Origin of the sequence: Winogradskyella sp. J14-2 (genome assembly GCF_001971725.1) — a bacterium.
Taxonomy (GTDB): domain Bacteria; phylum Bacteroidota; class Bacteroidia; order Flavobacteriales; family Flavobacteriaceae; genus Winogradskyella.
The window spans coordinates 2,906,654-2,930,898 of record NZ_CP019388.1 but is presented as its reverse complement, the minus strand read 5'-3'; the positions used below and the strand labels follow the sequence as shown (position 1 = coordinate 2,930,898).

The 24,245-nt window shown below is 33.8% G+C and carries 21 protein-coding genes; 14 read left to right on the top strand and 7 right to left on the bottom strand.

The features are described 5' to 3' along the window. Positions 1-118: 118 nt before the first annotated feature. The 4 genes from mazG to ruvX all read right to left on the bottom strand — a co-directional run bounded on the left by mazG (position 119) and on the right by ruvX (position 2,522). Positions 119-892, bottom strand: coding sequence for a nucleoside triphosphate pyrophosphohydrolase (mazG, locus tag BWZ20_RS13170; RefSeq protein WP_076620609.1), 774 nt, complete (start codon positions 890-892; stop codon positions 119-121). Positions 893-1,040: 148 nt separating this feature from the next. Beyond that, positions 1,041-1,469: a DUF5606 domain-containing protein gene (locus BWZ20_RS13165; RefSeq protein WP_076620607.1), complete on the bottom strand. Its 429-nt coding sequence runs from the start codon at positions 1,467-1,469 to the stop codon at positions 1,041-1,043. A 10-nt stretch (positions 1,470-1,479) separates the two neighbouring features. Then, the gene (gene def / locus BWZ20_RS13160; protein WP_076620605.1) at positions 1,480-2,070 is read right to left on the bottom strand and encodes a peptide deformylase; all 591 of its coding nucleotides are present in this window, start codon (positions 2,068-2,070) and stop codon (positions 1,480-1,482) included. Between the two features lie 38 nt (positions 2,071-2,108). Then, positions 2,109-2,522 carry a Holliday junction resolvase RuvX gene (gene ruvX, locus BWZ20_RS13155; protein WP_076620603.1) on the bottom strand — a complete coding sequence of 138 codons (414 nt, stop codon included), beginning with the start codon at positions 2,520-2,522 and terminating at the stop codon, positions 2,109-2,111. Positions 2,523-2,888: 366 nt separating this feature from the next. Between ruvX and BWZ20_RS13150 the strand changes: the two genes are divergently transcribed. The 3 genes from BWZ20_RS13150 to BWZ20_RS13140 all read left to right on the top strand — a co-directional run bounded on the left by BWZ20_RS13150 (position 2,889) and on the right by BWZ20_RS13140 (position 5,703). Beyond that, positions 2,889-3,704, top strand: a complete 816-nt coding sequence (locus tag BWZ20_RS13150; RefSeq protein ID WP_076620602.1) for a 2,3,4,5-tetrahydropyridine-2,6-dicarboxylate N-succinyltransferase — start codon at positions 2,889-2,891, stop codon at positions 3,702-3,704. Between the two features lie 109 nt (positions 3,705-3,813). Continuing rightward, complete coding sequence (locus BWZ20_RS13145) at positions 3,814-4,515, top strand: DUF559 domain-containing protein (RefSeq protein ID WP_076620601.1); 702 nt, start codon at positions 3,814-3,816, stop codon at positions 4,513-4,515. A 123-nt stretch (positions 4,516-4,638) separates the two neighbouring features. Further along, positions 4,639-5,703, top strand: a complete 1,065-nt coding sequence (locus tag BWZ20_RS13140) for a glycosyltransferase family 9 protein (RefSeq protein WP_076620600.1) — start codon at positions 4,639-4,641, stop codon at positions 5,701-5,703. A 2-nt stretch (positions 5,704-5,705) separates the two neighbouring features. Here BWZ20_RS13140 and BWZ20_RS13135 read toward each other — a convergent pair whose 3' ends face one another. Both BWZ20_RS13135 and BWZ20_RS13130 read right to left on the bottom strand, forming a co-directional pair. After that, positions 5,706-6,527 carry a glycosyltransferase family 2 protein gene (locus BWZ20_RS13135; RefSeq protein ID WP_076621363.1) on the bottom strand — a complete coding sequence of 274 codons (822 nt, stop codon included), beginning with the start codon at positions 6,525-6,527 and terminating at the stop codon, positions 5,706-5,708. A gap of 7 nt (positions 6,528-6,534) precedes the next feature. Further along, positions 6,535-7,356, bottom strand: coding sequence for a glycosyltransferase family 2 protein (locus tag BWZ20_RS13130; protein ID WP_076620599.1), 822 nt, complete (start codon positions 7,354-7,356; stop codon positions 6,535-6,537). 41 nt (positions 7,357-7,397) lie between these two features. Between BWZ20_RS13130 and BWZ20_RS13125 the strand changes: the two genes are divergently transcribed. After that, positions 7,398-8,159: a glycosyltransferase family 2 protein gene (locus BWZ20_RS13125; protein WP_076620598.1), complete on the top strand. Its 762-nt coding sequence runs from the start codon at positions 7,398-7,400 to the stop codon at positions 8,157-8,159. Position 8,160: 1 nt separating this feature from the next. Here BWZ20_RS13125 and BWZ20_RS13120 read toward each other — a convergent pair whose 3' ends face one another. Continuing rightward, complete coding sequence (locus BWZ20_RS13120) at positions 8,161-8,919, bottom strand: lipopolysaccharide kinase InaA family protein (protein ID WP_076620597.1); 759 nt, start codon at positions 8,917-8,919, stop codon at positions 8,161-8,163. Positions 8,920-9,006: 87 nt separating this feature from the next. Between BWZ20_RS13120 and BWZ20_RS13115 the strand changes: the two genes are divergently transcribed. The 10 genes from BWZ20_RS13115 (at position 9,007) to BWZ20_RS13070 (ending at position 23,902) form a co-directional block, all read left to right on the top strand. Next, the gene (locus tag BWZ20_RS13115; protein ID WP_076620596.1) at positions 9,007-9,906 is read left to right on the top strand and encodes a polysaccharide pyruvyl transferase family protein; all 900 of its coding nucleotides are present in this window, start codon (positions 9,007-9,009) and stop codon (positions 9,904-9,906) included. A gap of 1 nt (position 9,907) precedes the next feature. Beyond that, positions 9,908-10,756 (top strand): glycosyltransferase, encoded by an 849-nt coding sequence (locus BWZ20_RS13110; protein WP_076620595.1) that lies wholly within the window; start codon positions 9,908-9,910, stop codon positions 10,754-10,756. A 111-nt stretch (positions 10,757-10,867) separates the two neighbouring features. Then, a complete protein-coding gene (locus BWZ20_RS13105) occupies positions 10,868-12,280 on the top strand; it encodes a CCA tRNA nucleotidyltransferase (protein WP_076620594.1) in 1,413 nt (470 codons plus the stop codon). 48 nt (positions 12,281-12,328) lie between these two features. After that, complete coding sequence (locus BWZ20_RS13100; protein WP_076621362.1) at positions 12,329-13,345, top strand: COX15/CtaA family protein; 1,017 nt, start codon at positions 12,329-12,331, stop codon at positions 13,343-13,345. A gap of 218 nt (positions 13,346-13,563) precedes the next feature. Beyond that, positions 13,564-14,079 carry an IS1096 element passenger TnpR family protein gene (locus tag BWZ20_RS13095; protein ID WP_076620593.1) on the top strand — a complete coding sequence of 172 codons (516 nt, stop codon included), beginning with the start codon at positions 13,564-13,566 and terminating at the stop codon, positions 14,077-14,079. A 135-nt stretch (positions 14,080-14,214) separates the two neighbouring features. Next, a complete protein-coding gene (locus BWZ20_RS13090; protein ID WP_083677226.1) occupies positions 14,215-15,132 on the top strand; it encodes an ABC transporter ATP-binding protein in 918 nt (305 codons plus the stop codon). Positions 15,133-15,198: 66 nt separating this feature from the next. Continuing rightward, positions 15,199-16,026, top strand: coding sequence for an ABC transporter permease (locus BWZ20_RS13085; protein ID WP_076620589.1), 828 nt, complete (start codon positions 15,199-15,201; stop codon positions 16,024-16,026). A gap of 103 nt (positions 16,027-16,129) precedes the next feature. Continuing rightward, positions 16,130-19,558: a T9SS type B sorting domain-containing protein gene (locus BWZ20_RS13080; RefSeq protein ID WP_076620587.1), complete on the top strand. Its 3,429-nt coding sequence runs from the start codon at positions 16,130-16,132 to the stop codon at positions 19,556-19,558. Between the two features lie 2 nt (positions 19,559-19,560). Then, positions 19,561-22,023 (top strand): T9SS type B sorting domain-containing protein, encoded by a 2,463-nt coding sequence (locus BWZ20_RS13075; protein WP_232217113.1) that lies wholly within the window; start codon positions 19,561-19,563, stop codon positions 22,021-22,023. 37 nt (positions 22,024-22,060) lie between these two features. Continuing rightward, the gene (locus tag BWZ20_RS13070) at positions 22,061-23,902 is read left to right on the top strand and encodes a gliding motility-associated C-terminal domain-containing protein (protein ID WP_076620583.1); all 1,842 of its coding nucleotides are present in this window, start codon (positions 22,061-22,063) and stop codon (positions 23,900-23,902) included. Positions 23,903-24,245: the final 343 nt, after the last annotated feature.

Sequence of the window (24,245 nt, the reverse complement as noted above, 5' to 3'; positions counted from 1 at the left end):
ACGTTTTGCTTTTATATACTTTATTTACGTGGGGAATTTCTGTTTGGATGTTCCATATTTCGTTTTGGGATAATTTTAACATTATCAGATTCTAAAACAAATACGGAATGGCAAACAACTAAAGAGATTTCGCTTCTTCCCAAAAAATATCCATTTCAGATAAGGTCATGTCTTTTAATGGTTTATTAAGCGCTTTAGATTTACTTTCTAGGTATTGAAAGCGTTTTATGAATTTTTTATTGGTACGTTCTAAGGCATTTTCGGGATTAACTTTTAGAAAGCGCGCATAATTAATCATAGAAAACATCACATCGCCAAACTCACTTTCTATAGCATCTTGATTACCTTTTGCTATTTCTGCTTTTAATTCAGCTAACTCCTCTTCTACTTTTTCAAAAACTTGTTCTGGTTGTTCCCAATCAAAACCAACACCTGCTACTTTATCTTGTATGCGATTGGCTTTTACCATAGCTGGCAGACTTTTGGGTACACCTTCAAGAACACTCTTCTTACCTTCTTTGAGTTTTAATTGCTCCCAATTACGTTTTACGTCTTCCTCGTTTTCAACTTTTACATCACCATAAATGTGAGGATGACGATCTATAAGTTTATCGCAGATACTATTGCATACATCTGCGATATCAAAATTGTCTGTTTCGCTTCCTATTTTAGAATAAAAAACAATATGCAGTAACACATCTCCCAACTCTTTTTTTACCTCATCTAAGTCATTATCTAAAATGGCATCACCAAGTTCGTACACCTCTTCTATAGTGAGATGACGCAGCGATTCCATAGTTTGCTTTTTATCCCAAGGACATTGCTCGCGCAACTCGTCCATAATAAGAAGCAAGCGTTCAAAAGCTTTTAGCTGGGCAGTTTTATCCGACATTGTTAATTTATAGCTATATAAAATTCGTCAATTCGAGTGAATTTCATGATTGAAATGAATGAGATTTTTATCGAGAATAAGAATTTCTAACTTTGAAATCTCGATACAATTCGTCATTCTTTGGAATCACTAGAACTGACGTCTGTAATTATTCTTCTTCGTCAAGAGCAGTTACTTCTTCTTCGGTTTCAAGAGATTCTAAAAGATCGTTTTTGTGCAATAAATTGTACCACTGAACCACCTTTTTAATGTCTGATGCATATACGCGATCTTCATCATAATCTGGTAAAACTTCGAAGAAATATTCTTCTAAAGTATCTTTTCCGTCTTTATGGCTAATCGATGTTTGTTCACCATTTTCTTTGTCCTTAATCTTCTTAAGCACATCTTTTAAAGGCACTTCTTCGGTTAAAGTATAAATAGCGATTTCACTTAGTATACTGATGTTACTGTGTGCTCCTACAGTAATTCTCTTTTTATCAATTAAAGATTGTACAACAGCGCCTGTTCTTGTTTGTGTTACAATTTGGTATAGTCCTGGTTTACCAGAAATAGCTAATATTTTTTCTAAGCTCATATATTTTGTATTAACGCTTTCTGCTCATTGCAGGAAAACGCATTTTATAATCTATTCTTATTTTTCCTTTTGAAATATTTGTCAACTTCCCTTTTATCAAACGTTTTTTAAACGACGAGAGTTTGTCGGTAAATAAAATTCCTTCGATATGGTCGTACTCATGCTGAATAACTCTGGCGATTAAACCGTCGTATTCTTCCACATGCGTTTCAAAATTTTCATCTTGATATTGAATTTTTATTTTTGGCTTTCTAAACACATCTTCCCTAACATCTGGAATGCTTAAACAGCCTTCATTAAAAGCCCATTCATCTCCTTCTTCTTCTAAAATTTGAGCGTTGATAAATGTTCTCTTAAAATTCTTCATTTGCGCTCTATCTTTTTCAGATAGATCTTCATCGTCAGAAAAAGGCTCAGTATCTACCAAAAATAAACGGATGGGCAAACCCACTTGTGGTGCAGCTAAACCAACACCATAAGCACCATACATAGTCTCGTACATATTTTCTATCAACTCATTAAGCTGAGGGTAATCTTTATCGATTTCCTTAGCCTTTTTCTTTAATACGGCATCTCCATATGCAACTATTGGTAAAATCATAATATCGTTATTTTCGGATGCAAAAGTACAATTCTTATTTAAGAATTTGAAGCCAAATAACTCTGCAATATTAAGGTGGCACTTATTTCATCTACAAGCGCTTTATCCTTTCTTTGTTTTTTCTTTAGACCACTATCTATCATGGTTTGAAATGCCATTTTAGAAGTAAAACGCTCATCTACTCTAACGATTGGGATTTGCGGAATTTCTTTTTGTAATTTTTCTAAAAACTTTTGAATATGAACTTCACTCTCTGAAGCAGTGTTATCCATCTGTTTAGGTTCGCCTACAACAAATTTATCCACACGCTCAGTCTCAACGTAAGTTTTTAAATACTGAAGTAATTCTTTCGTTTCAACAGTTGTTAGTCCCGAAGCAATAATCTGCAGAGGATCTGTAACAGCTAATCCTGTTCGTTTAGTACCGTAATCTATAGCTAAGACTCTTCCCATAGTTGCAAAGATAGTGTAATAAAAAAACGCTTCTCCACAAAAAAGAAGCGTTTTTAAAATTAGTTATTAATTAAGTCGTTGATTTTATTACCCTCTATAAATAAATCACGTTAATTACATCATTAAGACACCATATCTTTTAAATGGTCACATTTTTTTCAAAAAAAAAAGAAAACTCCTCAATTTAAGGGGAGAGGAGTTTTCGTAATTAGCTATTAATTAAATTCTCAGATAAACTTACATGAAATAAATCTACATCGCATTTAATGTTATTAAGACACAGCGTTTTGGATTAAGTCACATTTCTTAGTAAAAATATTTTACCAAGGCTACTTAACACCTTATCTTTGCTGAAATTTTTAACACATGAAACAACTACAAACTGTTATAGAAAATGCCTGGGACGATCGTTCTTTGTTAACCAACCATGTAACCGTAGATGCTATAAAAAGTGTTATTGATCTCATTGACGCTGGTACACTCAGAGTAGCAGAACCAACTAAAGATGGCTGGCAAGTTAACGAATGGGTTAAAAAAGCGGTTGTACTCTACTTTCCTATTCAGAAAATGGAAACACACGAGGTTGGTATTTTTGAATATCACGACAAAATACCATTGAAACGCAACTATATGGAAAAAGGCATTAGAGTTGTTCCGCATGCTGTAGCAAGACATGGAGCCTATATCTCTAAAGGTGTTATTATGATGCCAAGCTATGTTAACATTGGCGCTTATGTAGATGAAGGTACAATGGTAGACACCTGGGCAACTGTTGGTAGTTGTGCTCAGATTGGAAAAAATGTACACCTTTCTGGTGGCGTTGGAATTGGTGGTGTTTTAGAACCATTACAAGCTTCACCAGTTATTATTGAAGATGGTGCTTTTATTGGTAGCCGTTGTATTGTTGTAGAAGGAGTACATGTAGAAAAAGAAGCAGTACTTGGTGCTAATGTGGTATTAACTATGAGTACTAAAATTATAGATGTTACTGGTGATGAACCTGTAGAAATGAAAGGTAGAGTACCTGCGCGTTCAGTAGTAATTCCTGGAAGTTATACTAAGAAATTTGCAGCAGGAGAATACCAAGTACCTTGTGCTTTAATTATTGGAAAACGTAAGGAAAGTACAGATAAGAAAACTTCTTTGAACGATGCTTTACGCGAGTATGATGTAGCGGTTTAAGCAGTTGGCAGTATTCAGTATCAGTATCAGTATCAGTATTCAATATTCTATATAATTTAATAATAATTAGTTAGCCACAAGTTAAAAAAACTGAAATAGAAAATATAATATGGCAAGAATACCAATCTCAGTTTCAAAAATACTTCAAGAAAGAAAAATTTTTAGAGGACTCAACGAAAATAAATATAGTGAAAGCTTCTTAATTCAAATTGAGGAAAAGAATCAAAAATGGGATTTATCACATATTGCTCATAGAAAAGACTTAATCAAGTTTAGAAATGAGCTAAATGATGTGCTTGGATTTAAAGAAATTGCTGAAAAATTCAATTGTTCAATAGAAGAAGCTGAAAAAATCTCTGACTATCAAGAGAGTGAAAAAATTTGCAAAAGTTGTCCCCAAAAGAATTTAGTCTGTTTTGATTGTATTTATACTTGCCAAAGTCCTTTAGAGCAAAAACTTTACGTTGCCTTGAAAAACTCAAATATTGATTCCGAATTACAAAGGAGAATACGAAAAGATGGAACAGGATATTCGAAAGAATTTCAAGTTGACAGAAAAACGATTTTGACTTTACCTGATTTTTACATTGAGACTTCCGACAAAAAGATTTGCATATATGCAGATGGACACACTTATCACGAAAGAACTGAATATCAAGCATTACGTGACAGAAATATTGACCGAGAATTACAAAATTTAGGATTTGTTTGTTTGAGGTTTACTGGAAAAGAAATTAGAGAAAAAATTGAAAACGTTATTGAGACTATTAAAAAGTCAATGGAATTAAAGCCAGTACCTAACAACGTATAATCGCAACTACGGCGGATTCGACTACGTCCGAATTCACTCGGAATTGGGCGCGTAAGTACTTAAACGAAAATTATTTTAACTTTAATCCGTAACTTACGATTATACGATACCGTTTCTTAAACTTTGAAAATTCTAATTATACAGCAAAAAATGATTGGCGATGTTTTGGCTTCGAGCATTTTGTTTGAAGCCATTAAACATCACTATCCTGATGCAGAATTGCATTACCTTATAAATACGCACACATTTCCTGTTGTAGATCAAAACCCTCATATAGATAAGGTTCAGTTTTTTACTCCAGAACACGAAAAAAGTAAACTGAAACTTTTTAAGCTTGCTAAACAACTTCGAAAAGAAAATTATGATGTTGTTATAGATGTTTACTCTAAATTATCGAGTAACCTCATTACTTTATTTTCTAAAGCGAAAATTAAAATTTCTATAGATAAAGGCAAAAATAAGTTATTATACACGCATCTATACAAACACAAGGCCAAAGCAGATACTAATGCAGGTTTGGCCATAGAAAATCGACTGCAACTACTGCAGCCTATAGATATAGACAGCAGCAAAATAGTAAGACCCAAAATATATCTTACTAAAGCGGAAGAATCTAAAGCCAAAGCATTTTTAGAATCAAATAACATTGACACCAACAAACCACTATATATGATTGGTGTTTTGGGTAGCGGATCTGCCAAAACTTATCCGTTTGATTATATGGCTTCTGTAATTGATACAATCGTAACAACTCAACCCGAAAGTCAGATTTTATTCAATTATATACCAAAACAAGAAGCTGATGCAAAAACTATCTTAGATTTGTGCAACCCCAAAACTCAACAGCACATTCATTTTAACGTTTTTGGTAAAAATTTGAGAGATTTTTTAGCCATAACACAGCATTGTGATGCACTAATAGGAAATGAAGGAGGTGCTATAAATATGGCAAAAGCCTTAAGTATTCCAACATTCACTATATTCTCTCCTTGGATAAAAAAAGAAGCTTGGAATATGTTTGATGATGGTAAAAAGCACGTTTCGGTTCATCTAAAAGATTATGATGACAGGTCTTATGCCAATATTGAGCATCCAAAAGTTTTAAAGTCTAAGGCTTCTGAATTGTATTTAAAATTTAAGCCTTCTCTTTTTGAAGAAGACTTGGTTAAATTTTTAGAAAAATTATAGACTTAATCTTTTTTAATACCGAATTCGGTCCACTTTAAATTTTCTTTTTTCACCTTAGCCCTAATCGCTAAATTTCTATCTAAAGATTCTTGTGTTTTATAACCACGTGCATGATCTAGATGCAAACAAATGGCTTTGTAACGTATTTGTTTCGTTTTAATACCGTTGTTTACTAAACGCTCACCCAATTCTCTATCTGGACCACCATATTGCATACGTTCGTCATAACCATTTATTGCAATTAAATCAGATTTCCATGCCGAGGAATTACAGTTGTTAAATGTTGCGCCTGTTGGAGTTACAACATCCAAGAAATTAGCTAGGCCATTTTTAGCAGAAAGTTTCAACTTATTTTTTCCACTTAATATTCCCTGTTCTTTAAGCCATTTTACCTCAAAACAACGCTTAGATTTTATATCGTCTTCAGCAATAGTTTGGCTGATATTCATTGGGAGTTTGCAGTAACCGCCAGATAAAAAGTAGCCCTTTTCGGCGTGTTTAGCATGGGTTTCTACAAAATCTTCACGCGGTATACAGTCTCCATCTGTAAATAAGATATAGTTATGCCTTGCCATGACTATAGCTTCATTTAAAATTTTTTGGCGTCTGTAACCTTCATCTTCATGCCAAGCGTGCGTAATTTCTACAGGATAATCTTGTTTAAATCTATCAATTAAATTTTTGGTTTCTTCTGTAGAACCGTCATCAGCAATAATAATATCAAAGTCTTTGTACGTTTGTACGCTATAGCCATACAACACTTTTTCTAACCAATCGGTTTTATTATAAGTAGCAATAATGACTGTGATTTTTGGTAACGCCATGAATTTTTTATCTCTTAATACCAAACTTGGTATATATTAATTTATTTTTTTTTGTTTCTAGTCTAATTTTCAGATTTAGAGCCTCTGCTTCTTCGTTTTTATAAGGTCTTTCGTGATGCAAATGTACGCAAATGGCACTATAACGTACTTGTTTAAATCTAACACCATTATTCATCATTCGCTCACCAACTTCCCTATCTTCACCACCATATTGCATGCGTTCATCAAACCCATTAACTGCCATAATATCCTTTTTATAGCAAGACACATTCATGCCATCAAAAGTGGCTTTTGTAGGTGTTAATGCATTTAATACAATAGCTTTAATTTTAGATGTCGTTAGTTTATTAAGCTTAAACGTTTTGGGTTGACCTTTGATCAAAAGCCACTGTTTATCGAAACATTTTTGGCTATCTACGATCGCTTTATTAATACTTAGTGATAATGTTTTCGTTAACTTAAAATACCCTCCAGAAAGTGCACAATTAGATTGTTTTAATTTTAAATGTGTTTCTACAAAATCTGCTCTTGCTATACAATCTCCATCTGTAAATATGAGGTATTCTGAATTTGAAACCACAATAGCTTTATTGAGAATTTTGGTTTTTCTAAAGCCTTTATCTTCTTGCCAAACATGAATAACGTTTAAATCTGTTTGTTTAGAGAACGTATCAATCACTACTTTTGTTTCCTCATCAGAGCCATCGTCTGCTATAATCAATTCAAAATTAGATTCGGTTTGAATGTTATAACTATGCAACACCAACGCTAACCATTTTGGCTGATTGTAAGTACTTATTATAACTGATGCTTTAGGTGCTAATTGCATAAGCACAAAAATACTATTTTTACGGCAGTGAAATCACAACTATGCTAAAACTATCTGGTGTTATTATTACCTTTAACGAAGAGCGAAACATTGAGCGCTGCTTACAGTCTTTAGTTAATATTGCTGATGAAATTGTTGTTGTAGACTCCTACTCTACAGATAATACCAAAGCCATTTGCCAAAAATTTAATGTAAAGTTCATTGAGCAGGAGTTTTTGGGTTATATAGAACAGAAAAACTTTGCATTAGAGCAAGCTACGCATAACCATGTTGTTTCTCTTGATGGTGATGAAGCACTTTCTAAAGAACTTCAAAAGTCTATAAATGCTTTAAAAAATAACTGGATTTTTGATGGTTATTACGCCAACCGTTATAATAATTTTTGTGGCCAATGGATAAAACACAGTGATTGGTATCCTAACAAAAAGTTGCGTGTTTTTGATAAAACCAAGGCAGAATGGAAAGGTATTAATCCACATGACAATGTTCAGTTTTACGATAATACAACTAAAAGTGGATACTTAAAAGGCGACATTCTGCACTGGACGTATCAAACCTATTCTGAATTCAATAAAAAAACGGAACACTTTTCTTCAATTGCAGCCAAAGCTTATTACGATAAAGGAAAAACAGCACCTATTTGGAAAATTATTTGGAATCCGACTTGGGCATTCTTTAAGTCGTATATATTAAGGCTTGGATTTTTAGATGGCTTTAACGGCTTTGTTATTTGTGTGCAGACCGCAAACATTACGTTTTTAAAGTATTCTAAATTACGTGAGATTTATAAAAAACTATCATAGTTTATGTCTTCCAGAACTTTAGTTTCTTTTTCAATCTTTTTTTTCTGTAGTATTTTTCTTGAAATGTTTGAGTAGCATTCCACATAAGACTAAACACTTTATCATAAGGCTGATTACAACATTTAGAATACTCATCACTCATAACTTTTACCATAGACTTATGCGTTGTTAATTTTGCAAAGTTCTTAATTCTGGTCTCAAAATTCATAAAACCAAATTGCATACGATTAAGATCTACAAGATAAAAATTGTAATTACTGTCATTAACTTTTATAAGTGTATTACCTGGCGAATGGTCTAAAAAATTGATGTTTTTTTCATGCAAATTATATGTAAATCTTGTAAAAGCTCTTAAAATTTCTTCGTGGTTAGGATAGTTTAAATCTGTGGTTAACTCTCTGTAAGTTAGGTCGTAATCTAATTGCTCGCTTACATAATAACTTTTTTTGAATAGTAAAGCAGTCTTAAACTCATAGTAGGCAATGGGTTGTGGTGTGCCAATATTAAGATTTGTTAATTTTTTTGCATAGTCATATGAGCGTTGCGCTTTACTTTTTCTAAAAAACCTATAAGCTATTTGATTTATAAAATTTGGAACCTTAAACGACTTAACGTTTATTGTTTTTCCTTCTATTTCAAATAATTTTAAAGAATTTCTATCTTGATTTCCAAAGGGAGTTCCTGTAGTATCAAAATTTATAATACCATCATCTAAATGTGCCGCAATGGCTTTAAAATTTTCTGCAATTACTCTATTCATACAACAAAATTACAATTAGTTTACAACATTTACTTTAATTTAGCCGATATTGAAACAAACCTTCAACGATTTTTGAGACCATAAAAAATGAAAAACATTTTATCTTCATTAAAAAGAAAACGGATAAAAAATAAAACCATAAACGCTATTCTAAATACAGATCAACAAAATAATTCTGTAATTAATCTGCATAGAATAGACCGCAATAATGTCGGTGATTTTTATTGTGCACCTCACCTTTATTTCGATGTTTTAAAAGGTAAATCCTTAGATATTTTTGATTATAAAGTTGATGATAAAAATGTGACCGCTAATTTCATCAAAAAAATCTCTAACAATAGTTTAATTATTGGTGGTGGTGGATTACTAAACCGTTCTGGATTTTCTAAACAGATGAAAATGTTTGAAAAGCTAACCGATAAAAACAAGAAAATAGTACTTTGGGGACTAGGTCATAACCGCAAAGATCCATCGACCTTTAATAAAAATGTAGCGTATAACATTAAGACCTCTAAATTTGGCTTAGTTGGCACAAGAGATTATAGTATGCCTGGCGAGTACGTGCCTTGTGTAAGCTGCATGCACAATATTTTCGATAAAAATTACACAAGTACCCAAGAAACTGGTATTATTTTTCATAAAGATACTTTAAAGAAAAATAACCTTCTAAAACGGCTAGAAAACTACCCAACAAGCTCTAATACAACCAATCTAGAAGAAATGGTAGGTTTTATAGGAAAATCAGAAACCATAATTACAGACAGTTACCATGCCATGTACTGGTCTATGCTTTTAAACAAAAAAGTCATTGCAATACCTAACTCATCTAAATTTTATGATTTTAAATACAAACCCGTTTTTTCATCGTTCGACAACTTTGAAAACGATATAAAAAAGGGACAGAGTTATTCGGGAATTCTAGAAGAATGTCGAGAGATTAATCATAACTTTGCCCACAAAGTATTTAATTACCTAAACGTATCGTAAAATGGAATACAACCATTTTTTAATTACTCGATTTAATCTTAGAAATCCTAAATGGGTGGCAGACAAAAAAAATGCACCTGTCTTAACGGATCAATGGCACCATAACAGATTTAAACTGTTTAATGATTTTTGTTTTGAAAGTGTTAAAGCACAAACCAATCAAAATTTTCAATGGCTCGTTTTTTTCGATACAACGACACCACAAAAATTTAGAGAAACTATTGATACTTTTAAATCTAGAATGGACAATTTCATTCCCATCTACATAGACGGAATGGATGTATTTTTACCTTCCATTAAGAAATATATTTCTAACTACAATACCGAATTTCTTATTACCAGTCGTCTAGATAATGATGATTGTATTAGTAAACACTATATCAATGAAGTTCAAAAGCGGTTTAATCGCCAAAACTTTATGGCTATAGATTTTATTGACGGTTACTCTTTACAAATAAAACCAGATGTAAAAATTGGTAAACGAATAGACCAATACTCTCCATTTATAAGCCTCATTGAAAAAAACGATAATCCAAAAACCGTTTGGAGTGCTAGTCACTCACACTGGAAAAGAGAAAAAAATGTCCTTTTTGTTAGAAATGTAAACGTTTGGACAGCAGTTTCGCACTTAGAAAACAAAGTCAATGGATTTGGCGGATACGGAAACGTCAATATTGAAGATTATTTAAAAACGTTTAAAATAACCAAAAACCAAGAAGACCATATTAAAAACAACCTAGTAGCAGCTAATATTTGGGAATCTAACAATATAAAAATGAGACTTAAGTCTCACCTTAACTATCATTACAAAAATCTTAAAAAAGCGTTGGGAGTATATAAGTTTAAATAGACTACGCAATGGTCGCGCAAAAATAATATTATCTTTTATTTAGATCGAGCCATTAATACTGATAAATATTTATAAGTCGTATCTTTGCAAAACCATTTTTAACGCATAAAAATGAATCACAAACAGGCTCTAAAACACCGTATTTTTAAAACCATCTCGCAATCCGCAAAAGAATTAAATATAGATTCTTATGTTATTGGAGGTTATGTGCGCGATTATCTATTAGAGCGCGGTAATGCCAAAGATATCGATATAGTGGCCATTGGCAGCGGCATAGACTTGGCGCTACAAGTTTCAAAAAACCTAGCAACAAATCCTAAAGTACAAATATTTAAAACGTATGGCACTGCAATGCTACGTTACCGAGATATTGAAATAGAGTTTGTTGGTGCACGAAAAGAAAGTTACAACGAAGACAGCCGAAATCCTATTGTAGAAAACGGCACTTTGCAAGACGACCAAAACCGACGCGATTTTACAATAAATGCACTCGCTCTAAGTCTCAAAGAAACAAACTTCGGGAAGGTATTAGACCCTTTTAATGGCATTGAAGACTTAGATAAAGGTATTATCCGTACACCTTTAGATCCTAATATTACTTATAGTGATGACCCACTTCGTATGATGCGCGCTATACGCTTTGCAACGCAGCTTAATTTTAAAATCGAAGATAACTCCTTAAAAGCAATAACAACCAACAAGGATAGAATACTAATTATAACCAAAGAACGCATTGTAACAGAATTGCATAAAATTCTAGAAAGCGACAAGCCTTCAATAGGCTTTAAACTTTTAGAAAAAACAGGACTCCTAGACCATATCCTACCAGAACTAACAGCACTAAAAGGTATAGATGAAAAAGAAGGCCAAAGGCATAAAGATAACTTTTACCACACCTTAGAGGTAGTAGACAATATTGCAAAAACTACTGATAATTTGTGGTTGCGTTGGGCTGCACTTTTACATGACATCGGGAAAGCACCAACAAAAAAGTTCCATAAAAAAATTGGCTGGACTTTTCATGCCCATGAGTTTGTAGGTTCTAAGATGGTTTATAAATTATTTAAACGACTCAAAATGCCATTAAACGACAAAATGAAATTTGTGCAAAAAATGGTATTAATGAGTTCTCGCCCAATAGTTTTAGCCAGTGAAGTAACAGACTCTGCGGTAAGGCGATTGGTATTTGATGCTGGTGACCATGTAGATGATTTAATGACACTTTGCGAAGCCGATATTACAACTAAAAATCCTGAAAAGTTCAAAAAATACCATAACAATTTTAAACGTGTAAGAGACAAAATTGTTGAAGTCGAAGAACGTGATCGAGTAAGAAATTTTCAACCACCTGTTTCAGGCGAAGAAATTATGAAAGCATTTAATTTAAAGCCTTCTAGAGAAATAGGCATCATTAAAGAGGCTATTAAAGAAGCAATATTAGAAGGAGATATTCCTAACGAACACGAAGCTGCCTATAAACTAATGATAGAACAAGGAAAAAAACTAGGATTAAAAACTAGTTGATGATTATAAAAATTGCAAAAAGAAAAAGAAAAAGAAAAAGAAACGAAAATGAAAAAAGATAACAAAGCCGTTATTTATTGGCTACTAACCGGTTGTTTTTTAATTTTTATTATGGTTATTGTAGGTGGTATCACCAGACTTACGCATTCTGGGCTGTCCATCTCAAACTACAAACTGATTTCTGGAGTCATACCACCAATGAACGAGATAGAGTGGAATGAGGCATTTGATTTGTATAAGCAATACCCAGAATATCAAAAACTTAATTATGGCATGTCCTTAGAAGAATTTAAGGATATCTATTTTTGGGAATGGATTCATCGTGTTATCGGTCGTTTTATTGGTCTGGTCTTTATAATTCCGTTTATTTATTTCTTAATTAGAAAACAACTCACAAAATCTACTACTAAGAAAGCAATCGTGTTGCTCATTATGGGTGGATTTCAAGGCTTTCTTGGTTGGTATATGGTAAAGAGTGGTCTTGTAGATAGACCAGACGTAAGCCATTACAGATTAGCAGCACACTTAACAACTGCATTTTTAACGTTTGCTTATACATTTTGGGTGGCACTAGATCTTATCTTTCCAAGTAAAAAAGCTATTGATACTAAACTTAGAAACTTTATTCGACTAGGTTTGGTGGTTTTAATCATTCAAATTATTTATGGAGCCTTTGTTGCTGGTTTAGATGCTGGTTGGATACACAATCATTGGCCTTTTATGAACGAAGGCAAACTGATGCATGAAACGGTTTATACAGAACTAAACCCAACATATCTTAATTTTATTGAAGGAAAAAGTGGCGTGCAGTTTATGCACAGAACATTAGCTTATGTAGTTGTTATTTTCATTCTAACTATTTGGTACAAAGCCACACGAAACGACCTATCAAAATGGCAAACAAAAGGTGTTAATAGCCTTTTAATTGTTGTAGGAATTCAATTTTTACTAGGTGTTCTTACACTATTGCTTGCTGTACCTGTTTGGCTAGGTGTTTTACATCAGGTAGTTGCATTTATTTTGTTGAGTTGTATGGTTTTTACGCTACATCGTTTTAGCAAGTAATTAGCAGTGAGTAGTTAGTAGTGAGTAGTTAGTAGTTAGTAGTTAGTAGTTAGTAGTTAGTAGTTAGTAGTTAGTAGTTAGATATTTACTAAATACATAAACAATTCAACAGATAAACAAATAAACCTTTAAACCATTTACTTAACACCTAACAAAATTCTTGTTTTTTTAGAATTTTGATATTGGAATTTGGAATATAGAAAGCTTATCTTTGCGACATGATTTACAGATTTAGAGTCATATTAGACAACGATACAGAAGATGATGTGTTTCGCGATTTAGAAATCCGTGAAACCGACACCATGGAAGATTTACATAACATCATTACCCAATCTTTTGGTTTTGATGGTATGGAAATGGCTTCTTTTTACATAAGTGATGACGAGTGGAACCAAGGTGAGGAAATCGCTATGATGGATATGAGTGAAGCTGGTAATGAGGTTAAGATGATGAGTACGACCATTATTAAAGATGTGGTTCACGAAGCGTCACCAAAGCTCATCTATGTCTATGATTTCTTGAGTATGTGGACATTCTATGTAGAACTTGCTGAAATTGTGGAAGAAGCTAAAGGTACAGACTACCCTAATTTAATGTTTGTGCATGGACAAATCCCTGATGAAGCGCCAGATAAAACATTTGAGGCTGATGAAGATGAGGGTTTTAATGAATTTGATGATGATTTGGATATAGATGATTACGAAAATCTGGATTTTGACGAAAACTGGAATTAAAAGAATAATATAATCAAAATACAAAGCACCAAAATTGGTGCTTTTTTTATTTTCCTGTAACAAAAAAAGGATACCCTCGTCTTACTTACACAATAAATCAATATTGAGCTTTCAGTATTACAAAACCGATCAATTTTGGAACAACCGATTCTAACAATAAATAATCTCACAAAGAAATTTGGCTACCTCACCGCTGTAAAAGATTTAAGTTTTACTATCAACAAGGGAAACGTTTACGGTATTTTAGGGCCAAACGGAAGTGGTAAATCCACCACTTTGGGTATCGTACTCAATGTGGTTAATAAAACTAGTGGAGGCTTTCATTGGTTTGATGGCAACACCTCTACTCATGATGCACTAAAACAGGTTGGTGCTATCATTGAGCGACCTAACTTTTACCCTTATATGACTGCAGAACAAAACCTAAAGTTAGTTTGCAGAATTAAAGGTGTAGATTACAGCAAAATAGATGAGAAATTGGAAGTTGTTGGACTTTTGGATAGAAAAACCCATAAGTTTAAAACCTACTCTTTGGGCATGAAACAGCGTTTGGCCATTGCCTCTGCTCTGCTTAATGACCCTGAGATTTTAATTTTAGATGAGCCTACAAATGGGTTAGACCCACAGGGAATTCATCAAATACGTCAAATCATTAAAGAGATTGCTGCTAATGGCACCACTATTTTATTAGCGTCTCACCTTTTAGATGAAGTCGAAAAAGTGTGTTCTCACGTTGTGGTACTTAGAAAGGGAGAAAAATTGTACTCTGGTCGTGTAGACGAGATGATAAATAGCCATGGTTTCTTTGAGCTTAAGACAGAAAGGCATGATGAACTTCTGAAACTACTAGAGCATAATTCTGATTTTGGAAAAATCAAGGTCGAAGGAGACTTAATTACAGCATTTTTAAACGAACCCATGTCCGCTTCAGAATTCAATACTTTAATGTTTGAAAGAGGTATAGTGCTTTCGCATCTGGTAAAACGAAAAGAGAGTCTCGAAGAACAATTCTTGCAATTAACGGACAGTTTAAAAGAGACTGCTCAAAATTAAAAAGCAATCATTCAATGTCACATCAATCAAAACAGAGATGTGAAAAAACAAATAACCAATCCACAAATGTTACGACTTTTAAAACTAGAATTACAAAAACTATGGCTAAACAAGGTGAGCCGTATCCTTATTTTTGTATCATTTATATTACCCTTTACAGTATTAGTACTATCCTCAATAAAAATCAATTTTTTTGGTTTTTTCACCTTAGAATTAGGCGATTTAGGCATCTTCAACTTTCCTATAATTTGGCATATTACCACCTTTTTTGCCTCATATTTTAAGTTCTTCTTTGCTATTGTTGTAGTGAGTATGATTGGTAACGAATACAGCAACAAAACACTAAAGCAGAATCTTATTGATGGCTTAAGCAAAAAGGAGTTCATCCTATCAAAATTCTACACCATAGTGTTCTTTTCGCTTTGCGCAACCGTACTAATCGGAGTGGCTTCATTTATTATAGGATTGTACTATTCTAGTTATACTGAGGCATCAATTATTTTTAGAGAAGTTGAATTTTTACTGGCATATTTTGTAAAACTTGTAGGCTTCTTTAGTTTATGTTTGCTCTTCGGTATGTTGCTTCAGCGCTCTGCTTTTGCCCTAGGATTCCTATTTGTACTTTATATTTTTGAATGGTTAATTTTTTGGGGAGCTTACGAAGTTTTTGACAGTGCAGACAAAGCCTTTAATGTTAAAAACTTTCTACCCTTAGAGTCTATGTATAAACTCATAGACCAACCAATACAACGCATTGTAATGACCAAATATCCCGAAAAAACGGACATTGCCTATGACTACGCGGTACACTGGTACGAGATTGCTATAGTACTTGGTTGGTCTGCACTTTTCATCTTTTTATCTTATCAATTATTAAAAAAGAGAGATTTATAATAACTTTGAGGTAATTGCTATGTAATTTTAATACAAAACCTAGGAGTTTTTAAGTTCTCCTTGTTATATTGTATTAAACTATGTAGTGCACACTACAGTTATTATGAAAAAGCGCTTAGTTTTAATATTCACCTTAATTTTTAGTGTCTTATCACTTGCCCAAGAAGAAACTACTAATTGGGCATTTGGCAATAATGCTGGTCTTAATTTTGATTTAGCAACAGGAAACGTAACTCCTGTTACCACTGCCATAAGCACCTCAGAAGGGTGTTCTTCGATTTCTGATGAAAATGGCATTTTACAATTTTATACAGATGGGCGAACCGTTTGGAATAGAAACCACCAGATTATGCCCAATGGCAATTATTTTGGTGGTACAGGATTGCTAGGAGATCCGTCTAGCACCTCTTCTGGAGTTATTGTACCGCATCCTACAAACAATAACTTATACTACATCTTTACCGTAGATGAGCCACACCATAATAATGCGTGGGCATTTCCTAACCAAGGGCCAGCAGACCAAAATGGGAATCCTTTAAATGAGTATCAAGAAACCTCAGTTGGTTCTTTTAGTGTACCTGTTGCTGATGACGGTTTTAATAATGGCTTTAACTACTCATTGGTAGATATGACGTTAAATGGTGGTTTAGGAGATGTTGTACCTACTGAAAAAAATGTGCATCTTATAACCTATGACGCCTCGCAACAAGACCAATCATTATATAAATGTGCCGAAAAAATAACAGCCGTTCAAGGAGCAGATTGTGAAACCATGTGGGTAATTACACAGTTTGTTGATACCTTTTATGCCTTTAAAATAGACGCCAATGGATTTAATGATTTAACTCCAGTAACTTCAATCGTACCACCCAATATTACCACACAAGGTTACAGACGAAATGGTATAGGTTACATTAAGTCCTCTCCAGATGGTACAAAAATAGCCGTTTGCCATGCACAGAACATCGACCTCCCAAGTGATGATAATAATTCTTTTAATACAGGTAGTTTTTGGCTTTATGATTTTGATAATGAAACAGGAATTATTAGTAATCCTGTTAATCTGCTGTCCAATACGTCAACTTATGGTACAGAATTTTCGGCTGACTCTAAAAAAGTATATGTAACGAATAGAAATAATGTTAGGCAATTTGACTTAGAAAATAATAATGCCGAAACCATAATACATCAGCAAGCACCAAATGCAGGTTTTATTGCTTCAATGCAGTTAGCTCCTAACAATAAAATTTATGTGTGCAATTCAGCAAATGGTAATAGATTAGATGTAATAGATCAACCTGCTCTTAGTGGGTTAGCTTGTAATTATATTCCTTCTGGGCAAACACTAGCACCCGGAACATTTGCTGCTTTAGGTTTACCACCATTTATTACCTCCTTTCTTGGCTCTGAAATAGATATTATTAGAAACGGAATTAGCACAACAGAATTACGATTATGTACTGGAGATAGTTATACATTACAGGCAGACGATATTCTTGGTGCCGATTATGTTTGGTCTTTTGATGGTAATCCTATTGCAGGAAATAACCAAGCACAGCTATTTATTGATACTCCTGGTTTTTATGAAGTTTACATAGAACCCAATAATGGCGACTGCCCTATTGAAGGCAGTGCAGTTGTTGGTGTTTTTGATATTCCTGTTGCAAACTCTGTTTCAGATGTTATTGTCTGTGATGATTTTGGAAACGATGGTATTGTTGACGGTTTAGATTTTACTAATAAAAATAGTGAAGCACTTTTAAATCAATCCGCTACACAATATAATGTACGTTATTTTGAATCTATGGATGATGCTAATAATCTTGAAAATGAAATAACTTTTCCTTACAGTAACACCAACAATCCGGACAATACAATTTATGTTAGAGTTGATAATGTAGATAATACTAATTGCTTTGATGTTACTAGTTTTCAAATCGTAGTGTTTAACACACCGCAAATCGTTCAATTAAATAATATAGAGTTCTGTGATAATGAAGGCGACCCAACCGATGGTATTGCAACTATTCAACTCAATGACCTAATCCCATCCATTAGAGGAGAACAACCAGAAACCGACACAAGCATAACCTTTCATCCCAGCCAACAAGATGCAGACGATAACACCTCGGCACTAGCGTTAACTTATACAAATACAACACCAGTTAACGAAACTATTTTTGTTAGAATAGAAAACACAAATAATACAGATTGTTACAGCATAGGAAGTTTTCAACTTACCATTAATGATGCTCCAGTGGCAAATAACATTTCTATTGTACAATGTGATGAAGATGGTATACCAGAAGGCTTCACAACGTTTAATATTGGTTTATTTAGCGATGATGTTATAAATAACGAAACAGATAGAAACGTTGGCTATTACCTTTCTCTTGAAGATGCAGAAAATGAACAAAATGAAATTGACGCTGATGCTTTTAATAATTTCTTTAATCCTCAAACAGTTTACGCAAGGGTCACTAATACCTCAACTGGTTGTGTAAGTTTTAGTGAGGTGTCTTTAGAAGTGAGTACTACATCATCCAATGATGCTAGTATTGCTGTATGCGATGCTGATGGTACTGAAGATGGTTTTGCAACATTTAATCTTAACGACACTAACTCCATTGTCTTGGCTGGTGCTCCTGCTGGTTTAGACCTTCAGTATTATGAAACTTATGAAGATGCTCTAGTTGAAGCCAATCCACTTACTGCCAATTTTACCAACACTATTCCTTATAATCAAACCATCTACGCACGTGTTGAAAATGCCAATGCGTGTTACGGAATAAGTGAAATTGAACTTACGGTTTACGAACTTCCTGATATTGAAACCGAATTTGAAACCTTATACTGTCTCAATAGTTTTCCCGAAACCATAGTATTGGATGCTGGTGTTATTAACGACTCACCTAGCAATTATTTATTTGATTGGTCTACTGGTGAAGATACTGCAACTATAGAAATTGACGCACCTGGCACATACAATGTCAGAGTAAGTAATGTAAATGGTTGTTTTAAAGATAGAACCATTACTGTTTTACCATCTAACATTGCAACTATTGATGCTATCGAGGTTGTTGATGCTTCTAACAACAATACGATTACAGTTTTGGTCTCTGGCGAAGGTAATTATGAATATGCGTTGAATGATATTGATGGGCCTTATCAAGACTCAAATATATTTGAGGATATTTTACCAGGACTTTACACCGTATTTGTAAGAGACAAAAACGATTGTGGTATTTCTGAAGAATTAGTATCTGTTATTGGCTTTCCTAAATTCTTTACACCAAATGGTGATGGAGTTAATGAATTTTGGCAGGTTAAAGGGATTAACAATCAGTTTCAAGCTAATTCTTTAATTCTTATTTTTGACCGCTACGGAAAACTTTTAACAAAGCTTAATCCGCTTGGCGCTGGTTGGGATGGCACATATAATGGCGCCAACATGCCAGCGAGCGACTATTGGTTTAAGGTAGAACTAGAAGATGGAAGAGTCTTTACAAATCATTTTTCTTTAAAACGCTAATATTGAAACCAAATCTGTTATTTTTAAATAAATATCTTTTAGCAATAAGCACTTTATGCTTTAGCATGTTTTGTTTAGGACAAGAGCCAAATGATTGTATCAATGCAGTTACAGTTTGCGGAAATTCTAGTTTTACTTTTGATGTTAATGGACAAGGTGTTGAGGAAGTACAAGGATTAAGCGATTGTGGTAGCGGTGAGAATAACAGCATCTGGTTTCAAATGACCATTGCAACCTCTGGCACACTTGCCTTTACATTGACACCAAGTAGTACCGCTATTTCTGAGGATTACGACTTTTTTCTATTTGGTCCTAATGCCACTTGTGGTAATTTAGGGCAAACTATCAGATGCTCAACTACAAACCCAGCAGCAGCCAACCAAGGTAATAATTTAACTGGTATGAGCCCAGACGATCCAGACCCAAACGAAGGTCCTGGTGCTGATGGTGATAGTTTTGTGAGCGACTTAGATGTCCTTGCTGGGGAAACTTACTTTTTAGTTATTGATAGACCTGTTGGCAACAGTCCTTTCTCATTAGAATGGACAGGCACAGCGACATTCCCTGAAAGTCCTTCAAATCCTGTGTTAACAAACCCAAACATTACAAGTTTACCTCCTTTAGAGCTCTGTGACGGTACGGCACCTTTCGATGATGATATTACTCAGGTCGATTTTACCAGCTTAACCCAAGATATTATCAATGGTGCTAATGATGTAGCTGTGAGTTATCACATATCAGAAAACGATGCCACCATCAATGTCAACCCTCTAGGCGATATTTTTACGAGTTTTCCAATCACCCAAACTGTGTTTATAAGAATAGAAAATACCGTTACAGGATGCTTTATCATAAATGATATTGTGATTAATATTACTAGTTTTTCAAATTTTAATAATCCTACCACGTATCAATTGTGCGATGATGATACAGATGGTGATGATCAAAATGGACAAACAACTTTCGATTTTGATGTCAAAACACAGGAAATTGAAAATGGTATTTTAGGTGCTAATTTCAATATAAGCTACCATTTATCGGAAGGTGATGCTGTTGCTAATACTTCAGCTTTACCTACTATTTATACAAATACTTCAGCAACACCAACCGAAATTTTTACGAGAATAGAAGATATAAATACTGGTTGTCTAGGGTTTACTTCATTTAATATCGTTGTAGCTGCTAAACCCATTGCCAATGATGTTTCATTGATTCAGTGCGATGAAGACGGCATACCTGAAGGTTTTACAACCTTTAATCTTAATGAAATCAATAACGAAATTACTAATAACGATGCCAATGCAATTATTAGTTATTACCTATCTCAAACTGATGCAGAGAATGAGAGCAATGCCATTAATCCTGATACTTTTAATAATTTCTTTAATCCGCAAATAGTTTACGCAAGGGTTACTAATACCTCTACAGGCTGTGTGAGTTTTAGTGAGGTTACCTTAGAAGTCAGCACCACATCATCCAATGATGCCAGCATTGCTGTATGCGATGCTGATGGTACTGAAGATGGTTTTGCAACATTTAACCTTAATGACACTAATGCCATTGTCTTGGCTGGTGCTCCTGCTGGTTTAGACCTTCAGTATTATGAAACTTATGAAGATGCTCTAGTTGAAGCCAATCCACTTACCGCCAATTTTACCAATACCATTCCTTATAATCAAACCATCTACGCACGTGTTGAAAATGCCAATGCGTGTTACGGAATAAGTGAAATTGAACTTACGGTTTACGAACTTCCTGATATTGAAACCGAATTTGAAACCTTATACTGTCTCAATAGTTTTCCCGAAACCATAGTGTTGGATGCTGGTGTTATTAACGACTCACCTAGCAATTATTTATTTGATTGGTCTACTGGTGAAGATACTGCAACTATAGAAGTTGACGCACCTGGCACATACAATGTCAGAGTAAGTAATGTAAATGGTTGTTTTAAAGATAGAACCATTACTGTTTTACCATCTAACATTGCTACTATTGATGCTATCGAGGTTGTTGATGCTTCTAACAACAATACGATTACAGTTTTGGTCTCTGGCGAAGGTGATTATGAATATGCTTTGGATGATATTGATGGGCCTTATCAAGACTCAATTATATTTGAGGATATTTTACCAGGACTTTACACCGTGTTTGTAAGAGACAAAAACGATTGCGGTATTTCTGAAGAATTAGTATCTGTTATTGGTTTTCCTAAATTCTTTACACCAAATGGTGATGGTGTTAATGAATTTTGGCAGGTTAAAGGGATTAACAATCAGTTTCAAGCTAATTCTTTAATTCTTATTTTTGACCGCTACGGAAAACTTTTAACAAAGCTTAATCCGCTTGGCGCTGGTTGGGATGGCACATATAATGGAGCCAACATGCCAGCGAGCGACTATTGGTTTAAAGTTCAACTAGAAGACGGCAGAACGTTTACCAGTCACTTTAGTTTGGTGCGATAAATATATATTGTAATTTAGATGAACCAACCTAAGCCTATTGAAACAAGCTCACTACATATTCACTTTGCTTTTTTTAGGCTTGGCATATCAATTGTCTGCACAAGATATTTCTCTGTTTGAGCAGTTTAATGGCAGGTATGATTATACTGCTATCGGAAACACTTTAAACCAAGCAGAAAACAATATTGATCAAAGTTTTTGTTCACTTCTAGAATCCTCTGATGCAACCCTTTCATTAAATTCAGAAAACGAAATTATAAAAGCCTATTTGTACTGGGCAGGCTCTGGCTCTGGTGATACGGAAGTTACTCTAAACGACATACAAATTTCTAGTGAAGATTTATACAGTGTAACCTTTAATGATAATTTAAATGGACCTCTTGAGTATTTTTCTTGCTACGCAGATATTACCGACATAGTACTTAGCCAAGGAAATGGAAACTATGAATTTTCAGACCTAGATATAAGCGCTGAATTAATGTCAAATCCTGGATATTGCAATAACAGGACTAATTTTGGTGGTTGGAGTATTTACGTCATTTATCAAAATGATAATCTGCCTTTAAACCAAGTTAACTTATATCAAGGGCTTGAAATCATTAACCGTAATGTACAAGAAAAAGAAATTATCCTAGAAAATATTGATGTTATTGATAACCAAGGTGCTAAAATTGGTTTTCTGGCATGGGAAGGAGATAATAGTCTTAATTATGGCGAATCGCTATCGGTTAATGATAATATTATTTCAAATCCACCTTTAAATCTTGCAGACAATGCTTTTAACGGTACAAATACATTTACCAATTCTACCACATTTTATAATGCAGATTTAGACGTTTACGATTTAGAAAATAACATAAATATTGGCGATACTTCTGTATCCATAAAATTAACTACTGGTGGCATTAATGAAAACGGAGGTTTCAGTGCAGACCTCATAATTCTAAATAATATTATTACAGTACTCAACAGTCAATTGCCAGATGCTACCATAGATATTAATGATTACATAGTAAATTGTGGCGATAATAGCATCGAGATTTTCTATACTGTAAACAATTTTAATAGTACAGATATTTTACCAGCAAATACACCAATTGCATTTTATTTAGATAGCCTTTTAATTGGTCAAAGCCAAACCCTGAGCCCTTTAAATATTGGTGCGTCAGAGTCTAATACGATCACCTTCACTGTTCCTGAAGATTCCAATCCAAATTTAACCATAGTCGCCAGTGTTGATGATGATGGCAGCATGTCTGGGATTGTAACCGAAACTAACGAAAATAATAACACTAACTTTATTGATATTGAATTATTAGTTATACCAGACATTATTACTTTACCAAGCTTAATCGGGTGTAACGAAGGTTTTGAAACTTCAACTTATAATCTATATGATGCCTTAACAAATCTAAATTATGATGAAACACTTATCTCTTTTTATCAATCACTGGAAGATTTAGAATCAGCATCAAATTCTATTTTAATACCATCTAACTACAATAACATTTCAAATCCTGAAACTATTTATGTACGGTTAGAGAGTCCGCCTTGCTATGAGATTTATCAATTTCAGCTTTCAATAGAAAATTGTCCTCCTTATGTACCAAATGGGTTTTCACCAAATGAGGACACTTTTAACGACTGGTTTAACATACAAGGGCTTTACGATATCTTTACAGCGCATGAGCTACAAATTTACAACCGTTATGGTGATATCATTTTTGAAGGCAACAACGAAAAACCATGGAATGGAAAAATAAACCGAGGTTTAAATAATCATGGCAAAACGGTTCCTGTTGGTACATACTACTACATTTTAAACCTTAACGATCCTAACTATCGACCAATGGTAGGTTGGGTGTACGTAAATTACTAGAATTGTTAAGATTTTTGTCCGTTTATCTTTTTCATTTGCAGATAAGAAAATCATCAATTAATTTTAGTTATTGTGTATTGATTTTCAATTTCCCTCCCAATTATCATACACTTTCCCTCTTAATATTTTATTTATCGAAAGCTATGTTTTTCCGAGAAGGAAAACAACAATATGGAGTTTCAGGTTAAGGAACATTATTGTTGAGGCTGTAATGTTTTCGAAATTTCAATTTGGGAAAAAGACCTCTTCTTGAGGTCTTTTTTGTACGATTAAGAATACAAATTGTTTTAAAATGTTAACATTACGTGTATTTCATCGTGTTTTTTTGTGTTTCATCTTCATT